The organism is Streptomyces sp. NPDC005017, assembly GCF_042873115.1.
Lineage (GTDB): Bacteria > Actinomycetota > Actinomycetes > Streptomycetales > Streptomycetaceae > Streptomyces.
This window is the reverse complement of the sequence record NZ_JBIALD010000041.1, coordinates 1-24,832: the sequence shown is the minus strand read 5'-3', so window position 1 is coordinate 24,832 and position 24,832 is coordinate 1. Positions and strand designations below refer to the sequence as shown.

17 protein-coding genes and 3 pseudogenes are annotated in these 24,832 nt (G+C 72.4%); 15 read left to right on the top strand and 5 right to left on the bottom strand.

Annotation, left to right across the window (positions count from 1 at the left end; genetic code table 11):
- Positions 1-30 precede the first annotated feature (30 nt).
- The 4 genes from rbfA (at position 31) to ACFYR0_RS36005 (ending at position 6,711) form a co-directional block, all read left to right on the top strand.
- Positions 31-486, top strand: coding sequence for a 30S ribosome-binding factor RbfA (gene rbfA / locus ACFYR0_RS36020; protein ID WP_386377956.1), 456 nt, complete (start codon positions 31-33; stop codon positions 484-486).
- Positions 483-1,388 carry a tRNA pseudouridine(55) synthase TruB gene (truB, locus tag ACFYR0_RS36015; protein WP_389338000.1) on the top strand — a complete coding sequence of 302 codons (906 nt, stop codon included), beginning with the start codon at positions 483-485 and terminating at the stop codon, positions 1,386-1,388. Before rbfA ends, truB begins: the two co-directional genes overlap by 4 nt.
- 447 nt (positions 1,389-1,835) lie before the next feature.
- Entirely contained in the window at positions 1,836-5,633 is a 3,798-nt protein-coding gene (locus tag ACFYR0_RS36010) for a serine protease (protein ID WP_389337997.1), read from the top strand.
- A gap of 130 nt (positions 5,634-5,763) precedes the next feature.
- A complete protein-coding gene (locus ACFYR0_RS36005) occupies positions 5,764-6,711 on the top strand; it encodes a bifunctional riboflavin kinase/FAD synthetase (protein ID WP_389337994.1) in 948 nt (315 codons plus the stop codon).
- Between the two features lie 70 nt (positions 6,712-6,781).
- Here ACFYR0_RS36005 and ACFYR0_RS36000 read toward each other — a convergent pair whose 3' ends face one another.
- A complete protein-coding gene (locus tag ACFYR0_RS36000; RefSeq protein ID WP_389338050.1) occupies positions 6,782-9,658 on the bottom strand; it encodes an AAA family ATPase in 2,877 nt (958 codons plus the stop codon).
- A gap of 484 nt (positions 9,659-10,142) precedes the next feature.
- Between ACFYR0_RS36000 and ACFYR0_RS35995 the strand changes: the two genes are divergently transcribed.
- Positions 10,143-10,526, top strand: coding sequence for a hypothetical protein (locus ACFYR0_RS35995; protein WP_389338053.1), 384 nt, complete (start codon positions 10,143-10,145; stop codon positions 10,524-10,526).
- 23 nt (positions 10,527-10,549) lie between these two features.
- Here ACFYR0_RS35995 and ACFYR0_RS35990 read toward each other — a convergent pair.
- Positions 10,550-10,630: pseudogene (locus ACFYR0_RS35990) on the bottom strand (SCO5717 family growth-regulating ATPase); the annotation flags it as partial.
- 455 nt (positions 10,631-11,085) lie between these two features.
- Between ACFYR0_RS35990 and ACFYR0_RS35985 the strand changes: the two are divergent.
- Positions 11,086-12,627: a PQQ-binding-like beta-propeller repeat protein gene (locus ACFYR0_RS35985; protein WP_389337991.1), complete on the top strand. Its 1,542-nt coding sequence runs from the start codon at positions 11,086-11,088 to the stop codon at positions 12,625-12,627.
- Between the two features lie 112 nt (positions 12,628-12,739).
- Here the strand turns inward: ACFYR0_RS35985 and ACFYR0_RS35980 are convergent, their stop codons facing one another.
- Positions 12,740-13,021: a DUF397 domain-containing protein gene (locus ACFYR0_RS35980; protein ID WP_389337988.1), complete on the bottom strand. Its 282-nt coding sequence runs from the start codon at positions 13,019-13,021 to the stop codon at positions 12,740-12,742.
- A gap of 267 nt (positions 13,022-13,288) precedes the next feature.
- Here ACFYR0_RS35980 and rpsO point away from each other — a divergent pair, with 267 nt between their 5' ends.
- From rpsO to ACFYR0_RS35955, 5 genes are all read left to right on the top strand, one after another.
- The gene (rpsO, locus tag ACFYR0_RS35975) at positions 13,289-13,576 is read left to right on the top strand and encodes a 30S ribosomal protein S15 (protein ID WP_386377949.1); all 288 of its coding nucleotides are present in this window, start codon (positions 13,289-13,291) and stop codon (positions 13,574-13,576) included.
- A 322-nt stretch (positions 13,577-13,898) separates the two neighbouring features.
- Positions 13,899-16,115 carry a polyribonucleotide nucleotidyltransferase gene (locus tag ACFYR0_RS35970; RefSeq protein WP_389337985.1) on the top strand — a complete coding sequence of 739 codons (2,217 nt, stop codon included), beginning with the start codon at positions 13,899-13,901 and terminating at the stop codon, positions 16,113-16,115.
- Positions 16,112-17,491, top strand: coding sequence for a M16 family metallopeptidase (locus ACFYR0_RS35965; RefSeq protein ID WP_389337982.1), 1,380 nt, complete (start codon positions 16,112-16,114; stop codon positions 17,489-17,491). Before ACFYR0_RS35970 ends, ACFYR0_RS35965 begins: the two co-directional genes overlap by 4 nt.
- A gap of 43 nt (positions 17,492-17,534) precedes the next feature.
- The gene (gene dapB / locus ACFYR0_RS35960; RefSeq protein WP_389337979.1) at positions 17,535-18,287 is read left to right on the top strand and encodes a 4-hydroxy-tetrahydrodipicolinate reductase; all 753 of its coding nucleotides are present in this window, start codon (positions 17,535-17,537) and stop codon (positions 18,285-18,287) included.
- 10 nt (positions 18,288-18,297) lie between these two features.
- Positions 18,298-18,753, top strand: a complete 456-nt coding sequence (locus ACFYR0_RS35955; protein ID WP_389337976.1) for a hypothetical protein — start codon at positions 18,298-18,300, stop codon at positions 18,751-18,753.
- A gap of 129 nt (positions 18,754-18,882) precedes the next feature.
- Here ACFYR0_RS35955 and ACFYR0_RS35950 read toward each other — a convergent pair whose 3' ends face one another.
- Both ACFYR0_RS35950 and ACFYR0_RS35945 read right to left on the bottom strand, forming a co-directional pair.
- The gene (locus tag ACFYR0_RS35950) at positions 18,883-19,437 is read right to left on the bottom strand and encodes a hypothetical protein (protein ID WP_389337973.1); all 555 of its coding nucleotides are present in this window, start codon (positions 19,435-19,437) and stop codon (positions 18,883-18,885) included.
- Positions 19,438-19,528: 91 nt separating this feature from the next.
- Positions 19,529-19,714, bottom strand: coding sequence for a hypothetical protein (locus ACFYR0_RS35945; protein WP_389337970.1), 186 nt, complete (start codon positions 19,712-19,714; stop codon positions 19,529-19,531).
- A 192-nt stretch (positions 19,715-19,906) separates the two neighbouring features.
- Between ACFYR0_RS35945 and ACFYR0_RS35940 the strand changes: the two are divergent.
- The 4 genes and pseudogenes from ACFYR0_RS35940 to ACFYR0_RS35925 form a co-directional block, all read left to right on the top strand.
- Positions 19,907-21,103 (top strand): annotated as a pseudogene (locus ACFYR0_RS35940) (FAD-dependent thymidylate synthase); the annotation flags it as partial.
- 3 nt (positions 21,104-21,106) lie between these two features.
- Positions 21,107-21,556: pseudogene (gene thyX / locus ACFYR0_RS35935) on the top strand (FAD-dependent thymidylate synthase); the annotation flags it as partial.
- A 210-nt stretch (positions 21,557-21,766) separates the two neighbouring features.
- Positions 21,767-22,666 carry a 4-hydroxy-tetrahydrodipicolinate synthase gene (gene dapA, locus ACFYR0_RS35930; RefSeq protein ID WP_389337966.1) on the top strand — a complete coding sequence of 300 codons (900 nt, stop codon included), beginning with the start codon at positions 21,767-21,769 and terminating at the stop codon, positions 22,664-22,666.
- Between the two features lie 160 nt (positions 22,667-22,826).
- Positions 22,827-24,512 (top strand): ribonuclease J, encoded by a 1,686-nt coding sequence (locus tag ACFYR0_RS35925; RefSeq protein ID WP_389337963.1) that lies wholly within the window; start codon positions 22,827-22,829, stop codon positions 24,510-24,512.
- The last annotated feature ends 320 nt before the right edge of the window (positions 24,513-24,832 follow it).

The window sequence follows — 24,832 nt, the reverse complement described above, 5'->3', positions numbered from 1 at the left end:
AAGAAGCAAGACACTTAAGGAGACGGACCAGTGGCCGACAACGCGCGGGCTAAGAGGCTGGCGGACCTCATCCGAGAGGTGGTGGCCCAGAAGCTCCAGCGCGGTATCAAGGACCCGCGGCTCGGCTCGCACGTCACCATCACGGACACCCGGGTCACCGGGGATCTGCGGGAGGCGACCGTCTTCTACACCGTGTACGGGGACGACGAGGAGCGCGCCGCCGCCGCGGCAGGGCTGGAGAGCGCCAAGGGCATCCTGCGCTCCGAGGTCGGACGCGCGGCCGGGGTGAAGTTCACGCCCACCCTGACCTTCGTCGCGGACGCCCTGCCGGACACCGCGCGCACCATCGAGGACCTCCTCGACAAGGCGCGTCAGTCCGACGCCAAGGTGCGCGAGGCGTCCGCGGGCGCCGCGTACGCGGGTGAAGCGGACCCGTACAGGAAGCCGGGCGAAGAGGACGACGAGACGGACGACGCCGCCGAATGAGCAAGCAGCACAACACGCCCGACGGCCTTGTCATCGTCGACAAGCCGTCGGGCTTCACCTCGCACGACGTCGTCGCCAAGATGCGCGGCATCGCCCGCACCCGGCGCGTCGGCCACGCCGGCACGCTCGACCCCATGGCGACCGGCGTCCTCGTCCTCGGTGTGGAGCGGGCGACCAAGCTCCTCGGGCACCTCGCCCTCACCGAGAAGGAGTACCTCGGCACGATCCGGCTCGGCCAGACGACCGTCACCGACGACGCCGAGGGCGAGATCACCGCGTCCGCCGACGCCTCCGGGGTGACCCGGGAGGCCGTCGACGCCGGGATCGCCAAGCTGTCCGGCGACATCATGCAGGTGCCGTCCAAGGTCAGCGCCATCAAGATCGACGGCGTGCGCTCCTACAAGCGGGCGCGCGAGGGCGAGGACTTCGAGATCCCGGCCCGGCCGGTCACCGTCTCCTCCTTCGCGGTGTACGACGTGCGCGACGCGGTCGCCGAGGACGGCACCCCCGTGCTCGACCTGGTCGTGTCGGTGGTCTGCTCCTCCGGCACCTACATCCGTGCCCTCGCCCGCGACCTGGGCGCCGGCCTCGGTGTCGGCGGCCACCTCACGGCGCTGCGCCGCACCCGGGTGGGCCCGTACAAGCTGGACTCGGCCAGGACGCTCGACCAGCTCCAGCAGGAGCTGACGGTCATGCCGGTCGCCGAGGCGGCCACGGCCGCGTTCCCGCGCTGGGACATCGACGCCAAGCGCGCCCGGCTGCTGCTGAACGGCGTACGGCTGGAGATGCCGGACGAGTACACCGGCTCCGGTCCCGTGGCGGTGTTCGACCCCGAGGGGCGCTTCCTGGTGCTCGTCGAGGAGCACAAGGGCAAGGCCAAGAGCCTGGCCGTCTTCGGCTGACCCGTCGAGCGGCCCGGCCGGGCGCCCGGGGAGCGGCGGTCAGGAGGCGTCCTGCCGCCGCTCCTCGGTCTCTCCTCGGTTTCCCCCACCTCCTCGGGCGTGCCTCGAAAGTCGCGCCTGCCGCGCGACGCCTGGCACACACTCCCCCCCGGAGGGGACCCAGCGGCGTTGCCGAAACGCCCGAACAGCTCCGCTGTCAGGGCGCTCCGAAACCTTGCGATCACACGTACCAGACGCCGCGGGGCCCGCCCTTCGGGCGGACGACGGGACTTTCGAAACACGCCCCAGGGTTGTCCGGCCCGCCCCGTCCATTCACCCGTCCGGGCGGGCGCTCGGAGTGAACCGAGGGAGTGCAGGGGGGCGCGTTCGCCGCGCGATCTGTCCGCCCGATCACCGCGCCCCTACCGTCGAGGACAGGGCACGCGCGCGAGGCGGGGAGATTCGACCATGGCGGCAGGGGGCCGGCGGGCCGACAGCGCGCCGGACGGGGCACCGGGTGAGCCGTACGGGGACGGACAGGCGCCGCCGTCTCCAGGCACCGCCCGCGACGACGTCCTCGTCCAGGTGCACGACCTGGCAGGACGGCCACGCGGCCTCGGCTTCCTCGCCGACCACCACGGCACCCTGATCACCAGCCACGAGGCCGTCGACGGCCTGCGCCGCCTGGTGCTGCGCGCCGCCAGGGGCCGGTCCTGCGTGGTCGCCGCCGAGGCCGTCACCCCCCTGCCCGCGCAGGACCTGGCCCTCGTCCGCACCCAGGGGCTCGGGGTGGACCCGCTCCCCGTCACCGTCCGGGACCGCGTCGACGCCGGGACGTACGTACGGCTCGCCGCAGGCTGCTGGCGCGAGGCCCGGGTGCTGGGCGCGACCCGCGCGACCTACACGGCCACCGACCGCTTCCACGTCCTGCACGACGCCCTGGAGCTCGCGATCGGCACCGCGGGCCGGGACGCGCTCAGGCTCGGCGGGGGAGCGGCCGGCGGCCCCGTGCTGGACGCCGCGACCGGCACGGTGATCGGAGTGCTCGGCACCGCCCTGCGGCACGACGGGCGCGACGCGGGCTTCGCCGTCCCGCTGCGGCCCGCCCCGGACGGCCCGCTCGCCGGCCTCCTCGCCCGGAACGCGGCCACCGTGCCCGCCTACGGCACCGACCTCAACCTCGCGGGCGTCCTCGAACTCACCGCCACCTCCGTCGGCTCCGACGGCCCGCCCGCCGCGCTCGCGGGCCATGCCCCCGGCACCGCCGGCACCGGCACGGCCGAACCCGTCGAACGGGCCGCCACGGCCGCGGAGTTCGCCGCGTTCGACCGGGGCCCGGCCGCCGTCCTCGGCCTCGTCGGGTCGCCCGGCAGCGGCCGTACGACGGAACTGACGGCACTCGCCGCCCGCAGGCACCGCGGCCCCGAACCCGCCCCGACCCTGTGGCTGCGGGGCGCCGACCTGCGGGACACGGACACCTCGGTGGCCGACGCCGTACGCCGCACCCTCACCCGGGCCGCCCGCATCCTGCACGCCTCCGCCACCGGCTTCACCGCCGGGCTCGACGGCACCACCCCGGAACAGCTGGCCCGCGCGGCCCGTGCGGCCGGCCGGCCCCTGCTGCTCCTCCTGGACGGGCCCGAGGAGATGCCGCCCGTCCTGGCCCACCGGCTGCCCGCGTGGACCGAGGGCACGGCCGAGTGGCTGCGCGACACGGGCGCGCGGCTGGTGGTGGCCTGCCGGGCGGAGTACTGGGAGAGCGCGGGGGCGGAGTTTCCGCCGCACATGCTGCACGGGGTGGGCACGGAGCCCGGGGTGCCGTCCGGAGGTGCCGACACCACGGTGCCGTCCGCCCGCGCGGGCGGAGGAAGGACCGCCGGGGGCGGCGAGCGGCTCATCCGCGTTGCCGGAAGGCTCGCTGCCGACACGGACACGGACACCGACGTCGACGTCGGCAGTGCCCCCGGCCCCGATGCCGACGAGCCACCCGCCGGCGCCCACGCCGAAGCGCCGCCCCCCGCCCCCGAGGAACCCCGGCTCCCGCCCTGCCTCCGCCTGGGCGATCTCACCGCCGACGAGGCACGTCTGGCGCGGGAGCGCTACGGCATCCCCGAAGGAGCCCTCGCCGAGGCCGACGCCCGGCACCCGCTGACCCTGCGCCTGCTGTCCGAGGTGCGGGCCGCGCTGCCCGACGCCCCTGCCCCGAGAACCGACCGGGACGACGTCCTCGCCGCCTGGCTGGACCTGATGTGCCTGCGCGTGGCCGTCCGGCTCGCCGCCGAGAACGGCCTGCGCGGCACGGCCGTACGGCGTCTCGCCGCGCGCGTGGCCGGGCAGGTGCACGAGGCGGCCCGCCGCAGCCTCGGCCCCGGACAGGGCGAACTGGATCGCGCCTCCTTCGAGGCGGTCTTCCCCTGGGGACCCGCCCCCGCCCGGCTCGGCGGCGGCACCGGCTGGGCCTCGGCCGTGCTCACCGAGGGCCTGCTCGTGCCGGCCGGCGGCGGCTACCGCTTCGCCCACGAGGAACTCGCCGACTGGATCCAGGGCACCCACCTCGACCTCGACGAGGCCCTGCGCGCCCTGGTGCACCGCCGCCGCGGCCCGCGCACCGCCCGCCCCGTCGTCCCGGTACCGCGCCACCGCGTCGGACCCGTCGTCCAGGCCCTGCTGCTCCTCGCCCGTCAGCACGGCACGGACCGGCTCGCCGCGAAACTCGACGAGCTGGCGCACGCCCTGGACGCCGACCCGGACTCCTGGTGGGCCGCCCGGCTGTTCACGGAGACCCTGCTGCGCGTGCCGGACGCCACTCCGTACACGCCGGTGCTGCGGCTGCTCGCCGACACCGTCGTCGACCGGCGGCGCCAAGGGCGTCCCGTGCCGGGGGAGTTCGCGCCCGGCTTCTGGACCGCGCTGCCACTGGCCGACACCGGCCGCTTCGACCTGCTGCGCCGCCTGGTCCTCGCGGACCCCGCCCCGGCCGAGCCGGACAGCGGCACCGGCGACCGGTACCTGGACGCGACGGCACGGCTGCTCGCCGCGGACACCACCGCCGTACAGCCGCAGCTGATCCGCTGGTTCGACGACGAACGGCCGCTGCCCGCGACCCCGCACGCCACCGTCGCCCGGGCCGCGCAGGCACTGCTGCACACGCACCGGCACCGGGCGCTGGACGATCTCACCGAGCTGCTCGTCGACGCCGCGCACCGGCGCGGGGACGAACTGCTCGCCGTACTGGCGGAGGACGAGCCGTCGGCGGTGTGCCGGGCCGTCGACCGCTGGGCGCACGACGAACGCCCCGCGCGGCGGGTCGCGGCCGTCACCTACGGCCTCGCCGCCGCCCCGCACGTGCGCACCGACGCCGACCGCGCCCTGCTGCGCTACGCCGCCCTCGCGCTCCTGGCCCGCCCCGCCGACAGCCCGCTGCACGGCGGCGCGCTCGGCCTCCTCGTCCGCGACCCCCGCACCCGCGCCCAGCATCTCCCGCAGGCCCTCGGCCACTTCGCCGCGGGCGACCCCCATCTGCCGCCGAACACCCTCCTCGCCGCGCTGAACACCCACCCGGAGGCGGTGCTCGCGGCCTTCCGGGCCCGCCTGGGCACCCAGGGCGAGCACCCGTACGCCCTCGGCGGCGAGGGCTCCTGTGCCGCCCGTCCCGTACCGCGGCATCCGCCCGCCGACGCCGGCGAGGCCCTGCGCGCCCTCGCGGACGTGACCACCCCCGGCCTGGCCCGCCGGGTGGCCGCGCTGGTGCGGGAGGTCGTCGAGGCGCGGCCCGAGACCGCCGGGCACTTCGCCGCGTACGCCGACCTGCGCCTCGACCAGGGCCCCGAGGTACGCGCGGTGCTGCTGCCGCTGCTCACCGGGCTCCTGGACGACGGCCCCGAGCCGGTACGGGCCGCCCTCGCCGGGGTGATCGCGACGCCCGGGAACCCCGCCTCCCGCCCGCTGCGCGCCGAGCTGTGCGAGTTCCTGCTGGCCCGCGAGCGCGACCCGGCCGTACTCGACGCCCTGCTGCGCGCCGCGGCCCCGCACGGCGGCGACGGCCTGCGCGACCTCGTCCACCGCCTCGGCCCGCTGTTCGTCCGCACCCCCGAGGGCGCCACCCGCTACGACCGTGCCCTCGTCGACCTGGGCCGCCACCTGCCCGGCTTCGCCGCACGGGTCACCGGCTGGCTGACCGAGGCTCCCGAGGACTGGTCTGGCGTGATCGGCCCGGCCACCAGACGCATGATCGAGAACCTCTCGGGCGCCGTCGTATCCGCATGATCACGTTTCGTCACGTGCGAACTGTCACAGGATCGATGCCGGTGCCTGCCCCGGCGACCCGGCATGGCACCCTTAGACCTGCATAAGAAGCATCCGTAAGAGTCAGACACGGGTTCGAGGAGCGGTCACAGTGCAGCGCTGGCGTGGCTTGGAGGACATCCCCCAGGACTGGGGGCGCAGCGTCGTCACCATCGGCTCCTACGACGGAGTCCACCGCGGGCATCAACTCATCATCAGGCATGCCGTGGACCGCGCCCGCGAACTGGGCGTGCCCACGGTGCTCGTCACCTTCGACCCGCACCCCAGCGAGGTCGTCCGTCCCGGCAGCCATCCGCCGCTGCTCGCCCCGCACCACCGCCGCGCCGAACTGATCGCGGAACTGGGCGTGGACGCGGTGCTGATCCTGCCCTTCACGGCCGAGTTCTCGAAGTTGTCGCCCGCCGACTTCGTCGCCAAGGTGCTGGTGGACAAGCTGCACGCGAAGGCCGTCGTCGAGGGCCCCAACTTCCGTTTCGGGCACAAGGCCGCGGGTGACGTGGACTTCCTGGCCGAGCAGGGCCGGACGTTCGACTTCGAGGTCGAGATCGTCGAGCTGTACGTCAGCGGCAACGCGGGCGGCGGCGAGGCCTTCTCCTCCTCCCTGACCCGGCGTCTGGTCGCCGAGGGCGACGTGGAGGGCGCGGGCGAGATCCTCGGCCGCCCGCACCGGGTGGAGGGTGTCGTCGTGCGCGGCGCCCAGCGCGGCCGTGAACTGGGCTTCCCGACGGCCAACGTCGAGACGCTCCCGCACACCGCCATCCCGGCCGACGGCGTCTACGCGGGCTGGCTGCACGTCGAGGGCGAGGCCATGCCGGCCGCGATCTCCGTCGGCACCAACCCGCAGTTCGACGGCACCGAGCGCACGGTCGAGGCGTACGCCATCGACCGCGTCGGCCTCGATCTGTACGGCCTGCACGTCGCGGTCGACTTCCTGTCCTTCGTGCGCGGCCAGGCCAAGTTCGACTCCCTGGAGGGCCTGCTGGAGCAGATGGCGGCCGATGTGAAGAAGTGCCGGGAGCTGATCGCCGCCGCGGAGTGACATCCGCTCCCACGACGCCGAAGGGCGGCCGGTGCCTCACGGGGCACCGGCCGCCCTTCGGCTTTCCGGCCTACTGCTGCGGCGGCTGGGGCGGATACGGCTGCCCCGGGTGCTGCGGCGGATACGGCTGACCCTGCTGATAGGGCTGCCCCGGCTGCGGCTGCGGCTGCGGCTGCGGCTGCGGCTGCGGGTAGGGCTGGGCGTACGGCTGGCCGGACTGGGGCGCCTGCGGTCCCTGGGGTGTGTGAGGTGCCTGGGGCTGCTGCGGTGCGTAGGGCTGGCCCGGCTGGGGTGCCTGCGGGTACGGGCCGCCCGCCGGTGGCTGCTGCGGGTGGGCCTCGCCCGGCTGTGGCTGCTGCGGGTACGGCTGTCCGGGCAGGGGCTGGCCCGGCATCGGCGGGGCGACGACCGGCGGCGGGTTGCCGTCGTTGGTCCACAGCCCGTGCGCCTGCTGGTGGCGGGTGAAGTCCTCGGCGACCATGGCCGCCAGGTTGAAGTACGACTCCCGCACCTTCGGCCGCATCATGTCGAGGTCGACCTCGGCACCGGCCGCCAGGTGCTCGTCGAACGGCACGACGACGACACCGCGGCAGCGGGTCTCGAAGTGCGCCACGATGTCGTCGACCTTGATCATCTTGCCGGTCTCGCGGACCCCGGAGATGACCGTGATCGAGCGCGAGACCAGATCGGCGTACCCGTGCGCGGACAGCCAGTCCAGCGTGGTGCTGGCGCTGGAGGCACCGTCCACGGACGGCGTGGAGATGATGATGAGCTGGTCGGCGAGGTCCAGCACTCCGCGCATGGCGCTGTAGAGCAGACCGGTGCCGGAGTCCGTGAGGATGATCGGGTACTGCCTGCCCAGCACGTCGATCGCGCGCCGGTAGTCCTCGTCGTTGAACGTGGTGGACACGGCCGGGTCGACGTCGTTGGCGATGATCTCCAGACCGGACGAGGCCTGGGAGGTGAACCGCCGGATGTCCATGTACGAGTTGAGGTACGGGATCGCCTGCACCAGGTCGCGGATCGTCGCCCCGGTCTCCCGCCGTACGCGGCGCCCGAGCGTACCGGCGTCGGGGTTGGCGTCGATCGCGAGGATCTTGTCCTGCCGCTCGCTGGCCAGCGTGGAGCCGAGCGCGGTGGTGGTCGTCGTCTTGCCGACACCGCCCTTGAGGCTGATGACCGCGATCCGGTAGCAGGAGAGCACCGGGGTGCGGATCAGCTGCAACTTGCGCTGCCGCTCGGCCTCTTCCTTCTTTCCGCCGATCTTGAAGCGGGAGGGCGCGGCGGCCGGGCGGCCGCTCTTCGCCTTCTGGCGCTTGTTGTTGAGCAGCCGGTCCGAGGACAGCTCCACGGCAGCGGTGTAACCGAGCGGCGCGGCACCGGGGTTGGTGGGCTGCCGCTGGTCGTGCTGGATCGGCTGCGGCCAGGCGGCACCGGCGCGGGGGTCGGCGGGAGCCTGCGCCTGAGGCCCGGGAACCTGGGCCTGCGGCGGCTGGCCGGGGTGCGGCTGGGGCTGACCCTGAGGCTGCGGCGGCTGTGCTGCCTGAGGGGCCCGCTGCGGCTGCTCCTGGGGGGCGTAGGCCTGGGGATGCTGGGCCTGCGGGGGGATCGGGGCCTGGGGTGTCTGGGGTGCCTGCTGGGCCGGGGGCTGGGGCTGGGGTGTCTGGGGTGCCTGCTGGGCCGGGGGCTGCTGAGGCGTGTCCGCGGGGGCAGGGGCGGGGGCCGCCGGAGCCTGGGGCTGGGGTGCTTGGGCCTGTGGGAAGCCGTAGCCGCCGGGGTGGGCGGTGTGGCCGGGTGCCGGGGCGCCGGGGTGGGGGAAGCCGTAGCCGCCCTGCGGGCCCGCGGGGGAGGGGGGTGTGGGCTGCGGGGGCGCCTGGGGGGCGGGCTGCTGGGGTGCCGGGGCACCGGGCTGCGGGAAGCCGTAGCCGCCCTGGGTGCCGGGCGCGGGGGGCTGGGGGAAGCCGTAGCCGTGCTGGGGCGCGGCGGGCGGCTGGTTCCACCCGGCGGGCGCGGGCTGCGGCGCCTGCGGCTGGAACGGCGGCTGCTGGGCGGGCACGGCCGGCTGGTCCTGCGCGGCGGCGGGCTGCGGGGGTACGGCGGGCTGGGCCTGCGGCGCGACCGGGGTGGGCTGCGGGACCTGGGCCTGCGGCGCGACCGGGGCAGGCGGCTGGGCGGGCCACTGCGCGGCAGGGGCGGGCGCGGAGGGCTGGTACGGCGGGGGCGGCACGGGAGCCCACTCGGGCGGCGTGATGCCGGGGACGCCGGCGGGGAGGCCGGGGGCGGCCTGAGGCGGGAGGTTCCGCGGGGCCACGTCCTGGGGCGTGGTGTCCTGCGGGACGGCGTCCTGGGGGACGGCCTCTTCGGGGACGGAGTCCTGCGGGACGGCGTCCTGGGGGATCGCGTCCGACGGCTCGGGCACGGCGGGGGGCGCGCTCACGGGGACCGCGTCGGAGGGCTCGGCGTCCTCGACGCGGTGGTCCAGCGGCGCGGCGTCCTCGGGCTCGGCGACCGGCGGGGTGTCCTGGGACTGCTCCGAGTCCGCCTCGCCGACGACAGGCTCGTCGTCGCCCGGGTGCTCGGTGTCGACGTCGGCGTCCGTGGCGGTGTCGGCCGCTGCTTCGGATACGGCTTCGGGTTCGGCGGAGTCGGCGACTTCGGTGTCGTCGCCCTCGCCGTCCCGGACGTCCGTGTCCTGGTCGTCGTGGGAGAGACCGTCGTCGATCAGGTTGTCACCCGAAGGGGCGTCGCCCGTGGAGCTGTTGTCGGAGTCGCCGTCGGCGTCCGAACGGCTGTCGTCCGAACGACCGGTGTTCTCCTCGGGCTCGGGCGACTCCTCGTCCGGCACCTCTTCGGAGGCCACCGCCTCGACGGAATCCTCGTCGTCGGACACGGTCTCGGGAGCGCGTTCCGTGATCTCCCGCCTCAGGGCCGCGGCGGAGAAGCGCATGGTGGCGCCGCTCTCCAGGTCGCCGTTGCCACCTTCACCGGACTCCGGCTCCTGGGCAGGTGCCGGGAGCCCGTTCACGGCGGAGCTCGGCACCGCGCTCGGTGACGCGGCGTCAGCCTCGGGCGTCTCGGGCGCACTCGGCTGCGTCTGCGGCTCGAACCCGCTCCCGACAGGCAGCCGGGGTACGGCGATCGGGCTCCCGGTCGGCGGCGGGAACGCCCCGCCCCCCTCCGGCACGTACGGCGCCCCGGGCGCGGGCTGGGCAGCGGTGGGCGGCGTGAACGGCCCCCCAGGCGCGGGAGCAGCAGGCGCAGGAGGGGCAGCGGGGACAGGTGGCGTGAAAGCCGCCCCAGGTGCAGGGGGCGTAAAGGGCGCCCCGGGCGCTGGCGTCACGGCTGCCGGCGGCGTGAAGGGAGCCCCCGGCGCAGGCGCAGGCGCGGCCGTGGGCGGCGTGAAAGGCGCCCCCGGAGCAACGGCAGGCGGCGTGAACGTCGCCCCGGGTACCGGCGGTACGGGCGGCGCCACCGGCGGAACCGAAGCCGCACCGAACCCGGCCCCGGCCGAGCCGTCGGCCCCGGCCCCGGCCGAGCCGTCGGCCCCGGCCCCGGCCGAGCCGTCGGCCCCGGCCCCGGCCGAGCCGTCGGCCCCGGCCCCGGCCGAGCCGCCCGTCCCAGCGCTCACGGCCCCCGCACTCCCGGACCCCGCAACCCCCGGCTCAAGGCCCTCCGACGCGGCCGCAGCCGCCGCACCGGCCGCGCCCGCAGCCTCCGCCGCGTCACCGTCCGCCGCGCTCCCCGTGCCCGACGAGGCCGGCGAACCCGCCGCGCCCCCGGCCGCGTTCTGCGTGTACCAGGCGGGCGGCGCGTAGTCGAGGCTGAACTCGCCCGTCGTCTCGATGGCGGACTCCGCGTCGGGCTGGTCGTCGCCGGGCGTCGCCCAGCCCCCGCGGATCCCGTCCCGATCGCTGCTCACAGTTCCTCCTGGTGTGGTCGGACACCCGCGTGCCGTGCCGGGGCGACCATGTCTCGTCTTCCGAAGCCTTCGAGGCCGTGTCCGAGGTCGTCCGATCCGCCGGCTCTCCCCCTCGGGCCTGCCGCCCGGTCCACGGGGCTGGCGGCACGCCCGGACCCAGCCTAATCACCGTGCGCCGCGCCCCGGCAGGCCCGTCCACCCCCGAGCACCCGACCACTGCGTCACAGCCTGCCCACCGTTCCCGTACCCACCCCGGGGCACAGTGGACGAACCCGGTGAACAAAGCGGTCGATATACGTGAACTTCCCGAACATCCCGAACTTCCCCGGCCCGCACCGGTATTGGGGGCCGAGCCGCCGTACCCGCCCCGTTCCGGCCATCGGGAGGCGGCATAGTAGGGGATTGATCATCCCCCGCCCACCTCCCCAACCACCCATAGACAAGGACCTTTTCGCGTGAGCTTCGGCCCGCCCCCGTCCATCTACACACAATCCGCACTGACCGCGGAGCAGCAGCAGGGCAGGCGCCGCAGGAAGCGCCTGCTCGGCGGTCTCTCCGTCGTCCTGGCCCTGGCGCTCTCCGCGGGCGGCTGGCTCGTCCTGCGCGGCGGCGACGGCCCCGGGCCCGACGACCCCAAGGCGGCGGCCGCCACGGGCGGGGGCCGGCTCGACGTGCGCGAGACGGTCGAGAAGCGGCCCGCCAACCAGCGCGGCGTCATGGGCTTCCGCTTCTCCGCCGACGACATGGCCCCCGGCGAGCGCCACGAGATGCCCGGCACCTGGGCCACCGACAAGATCCTGGCCAAGGGCATCAACCGCACCCTGATCGGCTTCGGCATCGGCAAGGACGTGGCCGTCGGCGACGAGGAGTGGAAGCTGCGCCTCGACGGCCCGATCTGCGGCGTCACCCGCGATGTGACCGGCGAGAACCGTACGGCCGTACTGTCCCGCGAGAGCGAGGACGCGGCCGCGCTCTGCAACCAGGTCGTCTTCGTCGACCTGGACGACGGCACGAAGGTGTGGCAGCGCGAGGCCCCGGTCTCCGGGCTCGGCACCGGCAAGGGCGGCCCGAAGGAGAGCGGCGGCAGCCAGGACACGCCGGGCGTCGCCCTCACCCACGGCACCGTGGCCGTCACCTGGGGCGGCGGCACCGACGCCTTCGCCATGGACACCGGCAAGCCCCGCTGGAGCGTCGAGTCCGACTCCGCCGACAAGTGCGAGCACCACGGCGCCGTCGGCGGAACCGGCCTGGTCGTGCGCCTCCAGTGCTGGACCGGCGACACGTACGACAGCCTCACCTACAAGGTGCGCGGGCTCGACCCGGACACGGGCGCGACCCGGTGGACGTACAAGCTGGACGTCGGCATCCAGGACGTGCGCGTGCTGTCAGCCGAGCCCGCCGTGCTGGCCGTCGCGGCCGCCGACATCGGCATCACGCACATCCTCGCCCTGGACGAGAAGGGCAAGCACCGCACCACGATCACGCTGGCGAAGGACGCCTACGTCGCCGAGTGCGCCAGCGAGACGGACCTGCTCGCCACCGGCGACTGCCCGACCGTCGTGGTCGGCGACGGCCAGGTCTTCCTCACCACCTCCGAGCAGGGCGACACGATCCACAACTACAACTGGATCGTCGGCTTCGACCTGAAGACCGGGCGGACGACGGAGAAGTTCGAGTCGGGCCGCAACGCCCTGCTGCACCCGCTGCGGATGAGCGGCGGCAAGCTCCTGGCCCTGCGCGACAGCAGCGACCACATCACGCCCATGGGCCTGGTCTCCCTGGACCCGCGCACCGGCGGGGAGACGACGTATCTCTACTTCGACCTGCCCACCGAGGGCTGGACGCTCACCTCGACGGAGCTGGCCGACATCGTCGTCGAGAGCGGCCGCGTCTTCTTCGCGGCCAAGTCCGCCAGCGCCCCCGACAACGGGGACGGCAGCAAGTCCTGGGTCTGGCTGACCGTCGGCATCGAACCCGACGCGGCCCGCAAGAGGTAGCCGCGCACGGGGCGGGGAGCACCCGCTCCCCGCCCCGCACGCGCGCGTGCCTCGTCGTAGGGGTGACCCGGCCGCACACCCGGCCGCTCCCCGCCCCGCACGCGCGCGTGCCTCAGCCCTCGCCCGGAGCAGGCTCCAGATCGAACTCCCCGTCGCGTGCCCCCAGCACGAACGCCCGCCACTCCGCCTCCGTGTAGCGCAGCACGGTCGCGTGGTCGAGCGACGAGCGCATGGCGACGGCGCCCTCGGGCAGATAGGCGATCTCCACCCGCTCCTCGTGACCCTCGGTGCCCGGCGCGCTGTGCCACTCGACGCCGGAGATGTCGAGCGCGTACAGCTCGTCGCGCTCGCGCTCCTTGCGTGCCTTCACGGCCGCGTCCACTTCCTCCGCCATGCCGAGGCGCCCCTTTCCGACGTGTCTGTGATCCCGCAGGTCACCCTAGTGGCCGTACACGCGCGGGGAGGGCTGTTCCCGGCCCCGGCACAGGGGCCCGCCGGCGGCTGGTACCCTGGTGACGGCCGTTTGTGTACGCGCCCCCGGAGTCCTCGCGGGACCCTGGAGGCCGCGCCCAGCGGATCCCCGCCTCCCGAGTAACGGAAGCTCCCCCGAGACAAAGACCGGGGGCACTCGGTGGCCGTTCGAAGACTACGAGGAGTACGCGTGCCGCTCGACGCCGCTACGAAGAAGCAGATCATCAGCGAGTTCGGTCAGAAGGAGGGCGACACCGGCTCCCCCGAGGTCCAGGTCGCCATGCTCTCGCGTCGGATCTCCGACCTGACCGAGCACCTCAAGGCCCACAAGCACGACCACCACTCCCGCCGTGGTCTGCTGATCCTGGTCGGTCAGCGCCGTCGCCTCCTGCAGTACCTGGCGAAGAAGGACATCCAGCGCTTCCGTGCGCTGGTCGACCGCCTGGGCATCCGCCGCGGTGCGGCGGGCGCCAAGTAGGACGCCTCGAAGGGAGCGGTTCCCGGAAAGATCGGGACCGCTCCCTTTGCCGTACGTGCGGAAACGTGCGGACTGTCACCACCCCTTTGTAGTGTGGTAGCACAACGCAATACGGACGCACAGCACCACGAAGTAGACGCACAGCACGAAAAAGAAGAGGAGAAGCGCACCAAGCCGCCGCCGGTCCTCGGTAGTGGCCCCCGGGGGGAAGCGAGCCCCGGGTGCTTCGATCGAAGACCGGCCCGCACCGCACGGAGCGCTTCTCCACCATCGTCCCCCTGCCACACGGGCAGCCCGGGACGAAGACGAGGAGAAATTGCTGGTGGAGAACGAGACCCACTACGCCGAGGCCGTCATCGACAACGGCTCCTTCGGCACCCGCACCATTCGCTTCGAGACGGGCCGCCTGGCCAAGCAGGCCGCCGGCTCCGCCGTCGCGTACCTGGACGACGACACCATGGTGCTGTCGGCCACCACGGCTTCCAAGAACCCCAAGGACCAGCTCGACTTCTTCCCCCTCACGGTGGACGTCGAGGAGCGGATGTACGCCGCCGGCAAGATCCCCGGCAGCTTCTTCCGCCGTGAGGGCCGTCCCTCCGAGGACGCCATCCTCACCTGCCGTCTGATCGACCGCCCGCTGCGCCCGTCCTTCCGGAAGGGCCTGCGCAACGAGATCCAGGTCGTCGCGACGGTCATGGCCCTCAACCCCGACCACCTGTACGACGTCGTGGCGATCAACGCCGCGTCCGCGTCCACGCAGCTGGCCGGTCTGCCCTTCTCCGGCCCGATCGGCGGCGTCCGCGTCGCGCTGATCCGCGGCCAGTGGGTGGCCTTCCCGACGCACACCGAGCTCGAGGACGCCGTCTTCGACATGGTCGTCGCGGGCCGCGTCCTGGAGGACGGCGACGTCGCGATCATGATGGTCGAGGCCGAGGCCACCGACAAGACCATCCAGCTCGTCGAGGGCGGCGCCGAGGCGCCGACCGAGGAGGTCGTCGCCGCCGGTCTGGACGCCGCGAAGCCCTTCATCAAGGTGCTCTGCAAGGCCCAGGCCGACCTCGCCGCCAAGGCCGCGAAGCCGACCGGCGAGTTCCCCGTGTTCCTCGACTACCAGGACGACGTCCTGGAGGCGCTGTCCGCCGCCGTCCGCCCGGAGCTGGCCTCCGCGCTGACCATCGCGGGCAAGCAGGACCGCGAGGCCGAGCTGGACCGCGTCAAGGCGCTCGCCGCCGAGAAGCTCCTGCCGGAGTTCGAGGGCCGCGAGAAGGAGATCTCCGCCGCGTACCGCTCCCTGACCAAGCAGCTCGTCCGCGAGCGCGTGATCAAGGAGAAGAAGCGCATCGACGGCCGTGGCGTCACGGACATCCGTACGCTCGCCGCCGAGGTCGAGGCCATCCCGCGCGTGCACGGCTCGGCGCTGTTCGAGCGTGGCGAGACCCAGATCCTGGGCGTCACCACCCTCAACATGCTCCGCATGGAGCAGCAGCTGGACACCCTCTCCCCGGTGACCCGCAAGCGCTACATGCACAACTACAACTTCCCGCCGTACTCCGTCGGCGAGACCGGCCGCGTCGGTTCGCCGAAGCGCCGCGAGATCGGCCACGGCGCGCTCGCCGAGCGCGCGATCGTGCCGGTCCTGCCGACCCGCGAGGAGTTCCCCTACGCGATCCGTCAGGTGTCCGAGGCCCTCGGCTCCAACGGCTCGACGTCCATGGGCTCGGTCTGCGCCTCCACCATGTCGCTGCTGAACGCCGGTGTGCCCCTGAAGGCCCCCGTCGCCGGTATCGCCATGGGCCTGATCTCCCAGGAGATCAACGGCGAGACGCACTACGTCGCCCTCACCGACATCCTCGGTGCGGAGGACGCCTTCGGTGACATGGACTTCAAGGTCGCCGGCACCAAGGAGTTCGTGACCGCCCTCCAGCTCGACACCAAGCTGGACGGCATCCCGGCCTCGGTCCTCGCCGCCGCCCTGAAGCAGGCCCGCGACGCCCGTCTCCACATCCTCGACGTGATGATGGAGGCCATCGACCGGCCCGACGAGATGTCCCCGAACGCGCCGCGGATCATCACCGTGAAGATCCCCGTCGACAAGATCGGTGAGGTCATCGGCCCCAAGGGCAAGATGATCAACCAGATCCAGGAGGACACGGGCGCCGAGATCACGATCGAGGACGACGGCACCATCTACATCGGTGCCTCCGACGGCCCGGCCGCCGAGGCCGCCCGCGCCACGATCAACGGCATCGCCAACCCGACCATGCCCGAGGTCGGCGAGCGCTACCTGGGCACGGTCGTGAAGACGACCACCTTCGGCGCGTTCGTCTCCCTGCTGCCCGGCAAGGACGGTCTGCTGCACATCTCGCAGATCCGCAAGCTGGCCGGCGGCAAGCGCGTGGAGAACGTCGAGGACGTCCTCGGTGTGGGCCAGAAGGTCCAGGTCGAGATCGCCGAGATCGACTCCCGCGGCAAGCTCTCCCTCATCCCCGTGATCGAGGGCGAGGAAGGTTCTGACGACAAGGACGACACCGACAAGTGACGTCTCGTAGCACCACGGCGACGGCCCGCACCTCTTCGGAGGCGCGGGCCGTCGCCCGTACCCAAACCCTGATCAAGGGCGTCAACGGCATCGGCACGGTGCGTAAGACGACCCTGCCCGGCGGCCTGCGGGTCGTCACCGAGACGCTGCCCTCGGTGCGCTCGGCCACCTTCGGCATCTGGGCCCACGTCGGCTCCCGCGACGAGACCCCGGCACTGAACGGCGCCACGCACTACCTGGAGCACCTGCTCTTCAAGGGCACCACCCGGCGCAGCGCCCTGGACATCTCCTCCGCGCTCGACGCCGTCGGCGGCGAGATGAACGCCTTCACGGCCAAGGAGTACACCTGCTACTACGCGCGTGTGCTCGACACGGACCTCCCGCTCGCCATAGACGTGGTCTGCGACATGCTGACCGGCTCCCTCATCCTGGAGGAGGACGTCAACGTCGAGCGGGGCGCGATCCTCGAAGAGATCGCCATGACCGAGGACGACCCGGGCGACTGTGTGCACGACCTGTTCGCACACACCATGTTCGGCGACAACCCCCTCGGCCGCCCGGTCCTCGGCACGGTCGACACGGTCAACGCCCTCAGCGCCGACCGCATCCGCCGCTTCTACAAGAAGCACTACGACCCCACGCACCTGGTCGTGGCCTGCGCCGGCAACATCGACCACAACAAGGTCGTACGACAGGTCCGCGCGGCCTTCGAGAACGCGGGCGCCCTCAGGAACACCGACGCCCGGCCCATCGCCCCGCGCGACGGTCACCGCACCCTGCGCACCGCGGGCCGCGTCGAACTCCTCGGCCGCAAGACCGAGCAGGCCCACGTCGTCCTCGGCATGCCGGGCCTGGCCCGCACCGACGACCGCCGCTGGGCCCTCGGTGTGCTCAACACGGCCCTCGGCGGCGGCATGTCCTCCCGGCTGTTCCAGGAGGTCCGCGAGAAGCGCGGCCTGGCCTACAGCGTGTACTCCTACACGTCCGGCTTCGCCGACTGCGGCCTGTTCGGCGTCTACGCCGGCTGCCGCCCCTCGCAGGTGCACGACGTGCTGAAGATCTGCCGCGACGAACTCGACCACGTCGCCCGGCACGGTCTGACCGACGAGGAGATCGAGCGCGCCATCGGCCAGCTGCGCGGCTCCACCGTCCTCGGCCTGGAGGACACCGGCGCGCTGATGAACCGCATCGGCAAGAGCGAGCTGTGCTGGGGGGAGCAGATGTCGGTCGACGACATGCTCGCCCGGATCGCCGCGGTGACCCCTGACGACGTCCGCGACATAGCCGGCGCCATCCTGGGACAGCGGCCCTCCCTGTCGGTCATCGGCCCGCTCAAGGACAAGCAGGCGGCCCGACTGCACGACGCCGTGGCCTGACCCCGTCCGCCTCCGGAACATCCGACGTTAGGAAGCAACTGAGATGAGCAAGCTGCGCGTGGCGGTCCTCGGCGCCAAGGGCCGTATCGGCTCCGAGGCGGTACGGGCGGTCGAGGCCGCCGAGGACATGGAGCTGGTCGCCGCCCTCGGCCGCGGCGACAAGCTGGAGACCCTCGCGGAGACCGGCGCCCAGGTCGCCGTCGAGCTGACCACGCCCGACTCGGTGATGGCCAACCTGGAGTACTGCGTCGGGCACGGCATCCACGCCGTCGTCGGTACGACGGGCTGGACCGAGGACCGCCTCGCCCGGCTGAACGGCTGGCTCGCCGACTCCCCGGCCACGGGTGTGCTGATCGCCCCGAACTTCTCCATCGGGGCCGTGCTGACCATGAGGTTCGCGCAGATCGCTGCGCCGTACTTCGAGTCGGTCGAGGTCGTCGAACTGCACCACCCGAAGAAGGTCGACGCCCCCTCCGGGACCGCCACGCGCACCGCGCAGCTCATCGCCGAGGCCCGTGCCAAGGCGGGCACGGCACCGGCGCCGGACGCCACGGGGACCGGCCTGGAGGGCGCCCGGGGCGCGGACGTCGACGGCATCCCCGTCCACTCCGTGCGCCTGCGCGGCCTGCTGGCCCACCAGGAGGTCCTGCTCGGCGGCGAGGGCGAGACCCTCACCGTCCGCCACGACTCCCTGCACCACAGCAGCTTCATGCCGGGCATCCTGCTCGGCGCCCGCCGCGTGGTGACGACTCCGGGCCTGACCTTCGGCCTGGAGCACTTCCTGGACCTCGGCTGAGGACACACCGATGCGCGCGAAGATCTCCTACGCCGTCACGGCGGCCGTCCTGGTCGTCTACTTCGTCCTGGCCGGCAGCCGTGGCGTGATGCTGATCCGGTCCGGCACGCTCCTCACCGTCACCTTCGGCGTGGCGGTGCTGATCCTGCCGGTCATCGGCGTGTGGTTCCTGTGGAAGAACACCCAGTTCGTCCGCAGGGCCAACGCCCTGGCCGCCGAACTGGACGCCGAGGGCGGCCTGCCGGTGGACGAGCTCCGGCGCACCCCCAGCGGCCGTGTCGACCGGGACTCCGCCGACGAGGTCTTCGCCCGCCGCAAGGCCGAGGCGGAGGCCGCCCCCGAGGACTGGCGCAGCTGGTTCCGGCTGGCCGTCGCCTACCACGACGCCCGCGACACCCCGCGCGCCCGCAAGGCGATGCAGCGCGCCATCGCCCTGCACGACGGCCGCCCGGTCCAGCCGGCCTGACAGCCGTGCACCGGGTGGCGGCCTGACGGCCGTGCACCCCTCGGCCCGATCGCCGTACGCCGAAGGGGCCGGCCCGCGTCCACCGCGGGCCGGCCCCTTCGTGCGCTCCGGCCGGAGAGGCCGCCGCGCTCAGCCCCGCCGGTACTCCGCGGCCCACGCCTCGATCGTGTCGGCCGCGCGGTCGAAGGCCTCGAAACGGCCGAGGAAGTCCGCGTTGTGCGTGGTCATCAACGGCGGCAGATCGGTGGCACCCCGGTCCCGCAGCGTCGGCACGAGCGCCTGGCCCTGCACGGTGCGGGGCAGCCCGAGCCAGCGCACCGGCTGCTGCACCGTGCGCACCGAGCCGACCCGGTCCCAGCCGAACGTCCGCGTGGCGAAGAAGCTCACCTGGCGCAGCCCGGCGGCGCTCACCCAGACACCCATCCGCAGCAGCCGCAGCGCTCCGACGATGATCGCCAGTGCGATCCCGAAGACGGCACCCGCGCCGCGGAACGTTCCGGTCAGCGCGATGATGACCGCCGCGAACAGCACGAACGAGGCCAGCATCAGCCAGACCGCTGCCGCGCCGACCCGCCAGGGACCGGGCCGGTAGGGGCGCCGCCAGCGGTCGCGGTCGTCGAAGGGCAGCGCGACGTCGTCAGCCGCCTCGAAGCCACGGTCGGCCGTCAGGAAGGGCAGGGGCACGGCTGGTCCTCACTCGATCCACGCAGGGGCAGTGCCCGGTGAGGCTATCGACCCCGATCCACCCCCACCACCCTCGGGGGTCCGGACGGGGTCAGCGGGCCGGTGCGGCCTGGGACTGCTGTGTCCCGTGGGCGTGTTCGGCCGACAGCGCCGGCATACCGAGGACCAGGGCGCCCACCAGCGCGCCGACGATCGTGGCCCCCAGCAGCCAGCGCCCGGCTATCTCCCTGACCGAGGCCCGCTCCCGGGCCGGGGGAGCGACATCGCTGTGGAACATCGGGGTGTGGTTCCTTTCAGGGCAGTTCGAACGAATCATGCTCACCGGGACAGACGAGCGGGAGCGTCAAAAGGTGCCCGCTTCCCCGCAATTCGCCGAACTCGTCCCGGACCGGGACCGAAGACCCGGCTGTCGGTGCGGAGCCGTAGAGTGGGCGCCGCCCAGCGAAGTGATGGAAGGACCCTCCGAGCCGTGACCGACATCCCCGCCGACGATCTCAAGCCCAGCTTCCGCAGCGACGTCACCGTCGAGCTGGTTAAGCACAGCGCGGCCGACTCCGACGTGCTGTGGGCCGCCCGCGTCTCCACCGCCGGCGAGCAGTCCCTGGAGGAGCTGACGAAGGACCCCGAGCGCTCCAAGGGCCTGATCAACTACCTGATGCGGGACCGGCACGGCAGCCCCTTCGAGCACAACTCGATGACCTTCTTCATCAGCGCCCCGATCTTCGTGTTCCGCGAGTTCATGCGCCATCGTGTGGGCTGGTGCCTCGCCGGAGACACCGAGATCACCTTGGAGAGCGAGGCGGGCAACCTCCGCCGCCGGACCATCGCCGAACTCCACAAGCTCTGGCACATGGGAGTCGAGGACCGTCTTCCGCACTCCGCGGGCGGAGTCACCTGGCACAGCCGCGCGGGCAAGTGGATGGCCCAGGTCCGCCGTGGCGAGACGAACCACTACCTCGGCCTCTACGAGAACAGGGAAGCGGCCGAGTCGGCGGTCGCCGAGTTCCGTGAGGAGCACCCGAGCACCCGTCTGCGCACGCTGGAGTCGGTGCGGCGCAACCACGTCCGGTGCTACGACGAGGAGACCCTGCTCGCACAGCGGGCCCGGATCGTCGACGTGATCGAGTCCGGCGTCAAGCAGCTGATCAGGATCACCACGGCCTCGGGCAAGACGCTCCGCTGCACGGTCGACCACGCGGTCTTCACTCCCGAGGGCTGGTGCAAGGCGGGCGAACTCACCGTCGGTGACGCGGTGATGGTCGCGGGCACCGCGGCCCGCCCCTCTCAGGCGCTCATCCCGCCGAGCCTGCGACGCGGCATCGGGGTGTGGACCTCCATGCAGCGCGAGAGGCTGATCAAGGACGTCGACTCCTGTCATCTGTGCGGTCAGGACTTCCCCCGGGATCAGCTCGCCCTGGACCACGTCGTCCCGGTCGCGGGTGACCTGACCCAGGCCCTCGACGAGCGGAACCTCGCCCCGGCCTGCGAACCCTGCCACACCGCGAAGAGCGGCGGCGAGCAGGCCCTGGCACGTCGCGGCGGGAAGGTCGCCACGGCGGTTCCCGACGCCGTGGTCGCCATCGAGGCGGACGGCGAGGAGATGACCTACGACCTCTCGGTGGAAGGCCCCTGGCACAACTTCCTGGCCAACGGGATCGTCGTCCACAACTCGTACAACGAGGAGTCGGGTCGCTACCGCGAGCTGATGCCGGTGTTCTACGTCCCCGGCGAGGACCGCAAGCTGGTCCAGCAGGGGCGGCCGGGCAAGTACGAGTTCGTTCCGGGCAGCGAGGCGCAGCACGACATCGTGGAGCGCTCGATGCAGGAGTCCTACATCCAGGCGTACGAGCGCTACCAGGAGATGCTCGCCGCCGGCGTCGCCCGGGAGGTCGCGCGGGCCGTGCTTCCCGTCGGCCTGTTCTCCTCGATGTACGCCACCTGCAACGCCCGCTCGCTGATGCACTTCCTCGGCCTGCGCACCCAGCACGAGCTGGCCAAGGTGCCGTCCTTCCCCCAGCGGGAGATCGAGATGGTGGGCGAGAAGATGGAAGCAGAGTGGCAGAAGCTGATGCCGCTCACCCACGCGGCCTTCAACGCCAACGGCCGCGTGGCCCCGTAACGCACACGGTCTCCCCGTCCGGCACAGATGTACGGATCAGTCGCGCGAAGTGTCCGTATTGCGGCATTTGGCGAAGTTCATCTAGCCTGATCAAACGGACCCGGCACTGCTTGAACCCCCGAGCAGGCAGTGCCGGGCTCCGCCTTTGTCATGACTTTTCGCTCCCCCCGAGGGCAGACCGCGCCTTGAGCAACGAGTAGCGTGTAACCCATGGCTCCGACCTCCACTCCGCAGACCCCCTTCGGGCGGGTCCTCACCGCCATGGTCACGCCGTTCACGGCGGACGGCGCACTCGACCTCGACGGCGCACAGCGGCTCGCAACCCACCTGGTGGACGCAGGCAACGACGGCCTGATCATCAACGGCACCACCGGCGAGTCCCCGACCACCAGCGACGCGGAGAAATCGGACCTCGTACGAGCCGTACTGGAGGCGGTCGGCGACCGCGCCCACATCGTGGCCGGAGTCGGCACCAACGACACCCACCACAGCGTCGAGCTGGCCAGGGCCGCCGAGAAGACCGGTGCCCACGGCCTCCTGGTCGTCACCCCGTACTACAACAAGCCCCCGCAGGAGGGCCTGTACCGGCACTTCACGGCCGTCGCCGACGCCGCCGAGCTGCCGGTCATGCTCTACGACATCCCCGGCCGCAGCGGCGTCCCGATCGACACCGAGACGCTCGTCCGCCTCGCCCAGCACCCGAGGATCGTCGCCAACAAGGACGCCAAGGGCGACCTCGGCCGCGCCAGCTGGGCCATCGCCCGCACCGGCCTCGCCTGGTACTCCGGCGACGACATGCTCAACCTGCCCCTCCTCTCGGTGGGCGCCGTCGGCTTCGTCTCCGTCGTGGGCCATGTCGTCACCCCCGACCTGCGCGCCCTGGTCGAGGCGTACACCTCGGGCGACGTGCAGAAGGCCACGGAGATCCACCAGAAGCTGCTACCCGTCTACACCGGTATGTTCCGCACCCAGGGCGTCATGACCACCAAGGCCGCGCTCGCCCTCCAGGGCCTGCCCGCCGGTCCGCTGCGCGCCCCCATGGTGGAGTGCTCGCCGGAAGAGGTGGCCCAGCTCAAGATCGATCTTGCCGCCGGCGGGGTACAGCTCTGACAACGGACTTCGCGGAACCGCACACCGCGCAAAGACTTCACAACTGAACAGCGGGGCCACCGGTGCCCGCACCCACCTTGCAACGACAACTGCTTCTGCACGAACGTCACGCGCGCCACGTGCCTCACCGGTACGTGGCGTGCGTGGTGAGGAGAGTCTTTTGAGTCATCCGCACCCTGAACTCAGCCCGCCCCCGCCGCTGCCCGAAGGCGGCCTGCGGGTCACCCCGCTCGGCGGCCTCGGCGAGATCGGCCGCAACATGACGGTCTTCGAGTACGGCGGCCGCCTGTTGATCGTCGACTGCGGAGTGCTCTTCCCCGAGGAGGAGCAGCCCGGAATCGACCTGATCCTGCCGGACTTCTCGTCCATCCGGGACCGCCTCGACGACATCGAGGGCATCGTCCTGACCCATGGCCACGAGGACCACATCGGCGGCGTGCCCTTCCTGCTGCGCGAGAAGCCGGACATCCCGCTGATCGGCTCCAAGCTGACCCTCGCCCTGATCGAGGCCAAGCTCCAGGAGCACCGCATCCGTCCCTACACCCTCGAGGTGGCCGAGGGGCAGCGCGAGCGCGTAGGCCCCTTCGACTGCGAGTTCATCGCGGTCAACCACTCCATCCCGGACGCCCTGGCCGTCGCGATCCGCACCCCGGCCGGCATGGTCGTCCACACGGGTGACTTCAAGATGGACCAGCTACCGCTGGACAGCCGCCTCACGGACCTGCACGCCTTCGCACGGCTGAGCGAGGAGGGCATCGACCTCCTGCTCAGCGACTCGACGAACGCCGAGGTCCCGGGCTTCACCCCGCACGAGCGCGACATCTCCAACGTGCTGCGCCAGGTCTTCGCGGGCGCCGGCAAACGGATCATCGTCGCGAGCTTCGCCAGCCACGTCCACCGCATCCAGCAGATCCTGGACGCCGCCCACGAGTACGGCCGCCGTGTCGCCTTCGTGGGCCGCTCGATGGTCCGCAACATGGGCATCGCCCGCGACCTGGGCTATCTCAAGGTTCCGCCGGGCCTGGTCGTGGACGTCAAGACGCTCGACGACCTCCCGGACCACCAGGTCGTACTGGTCTGCACGGGCTCCCAGGGCGAGCCGATGGCCGCCCTGTCCCGCATGGCCAACCGCGACCACCAGATCCGGATCGTCGACGGCGACACGGTCATCCTCGCCTCGTCGCTCATCCCCGGCAACGAGAACGCGGTCTACCGCGTGATCAACGGTCTCACCCGCTGGGGTGCCAACGTCGTCCACAAGGGCAACGCCAAGGTCCATGTCTCGGGCCACGCCTCGGCCGGCGAGCTGCTGTACTTCTACAACATCTGCCGCCCGAAGAACCTGATGCCGGTCCACGGCGAATGGCGTCACCTGCGGGCGAACGCCGAGCTGGGCGCCATGACCGGCGTCCCGCACGACAGGATCGTCATCGCCGAGGACGGCATCGCCGTCGACCTCATCGAGGGCAAGGCCAAGATCTCGGGCAAGGTCCAGGCGGGTTACGTCTACGTCGACGGCCTCTCCGTCGGCGACGTGGGCGAGCCGGCCCTGAAGGACCGCAAGATCCTCGGCGACGAGGGCATCATCTCGGTCTTCGTGGTGGTCGACTCGTCCACCGGCAAGATCACCGGCGGCCCGCACATCCAGGCCCGTGGTTCCGGCATCGAGGACTCCGCCTTCGGGGACGTCATCCCGAAGATCACGGAGGTCCTGGAGCGCTCGGCCCAGGACGGCGTGGTGGAGCCCCACCAGCTCCAGCAGCTGATCCGCCGGACCCTCGGCAAGTGGGTCTCCGACACCTATCGGCGCAGGCCGATGATCCTCCCGGTCGTCGTCGAGGTCTGACCCCGACGTCCCACCGGACGCGCCAACCCGGAGCGGGGCGCCTCGATTTGCATCGGGGCGCCCCGCTCCAGTACGTTTACGGCTCCACCACGAAGGGAACCCGAGCGCCTTGCGCGCCGGACATCGTGTCCCGGAGGGGGTGGAAATTCCGACTCAGAATCTCTGATAAAGTCGGGACCGCCGGAAAGGGAAACGCGGAAGCGGGAACCCGGAAAGCACCGAGGAAATCGGGTCGGAAAAGGATCTGATAGAGTCGGAAACGCAAGACCGAAGGGAAGCGCCCGGAGGAAAGCCCGAGAGGGTGAGTACAAAGGAAGCGT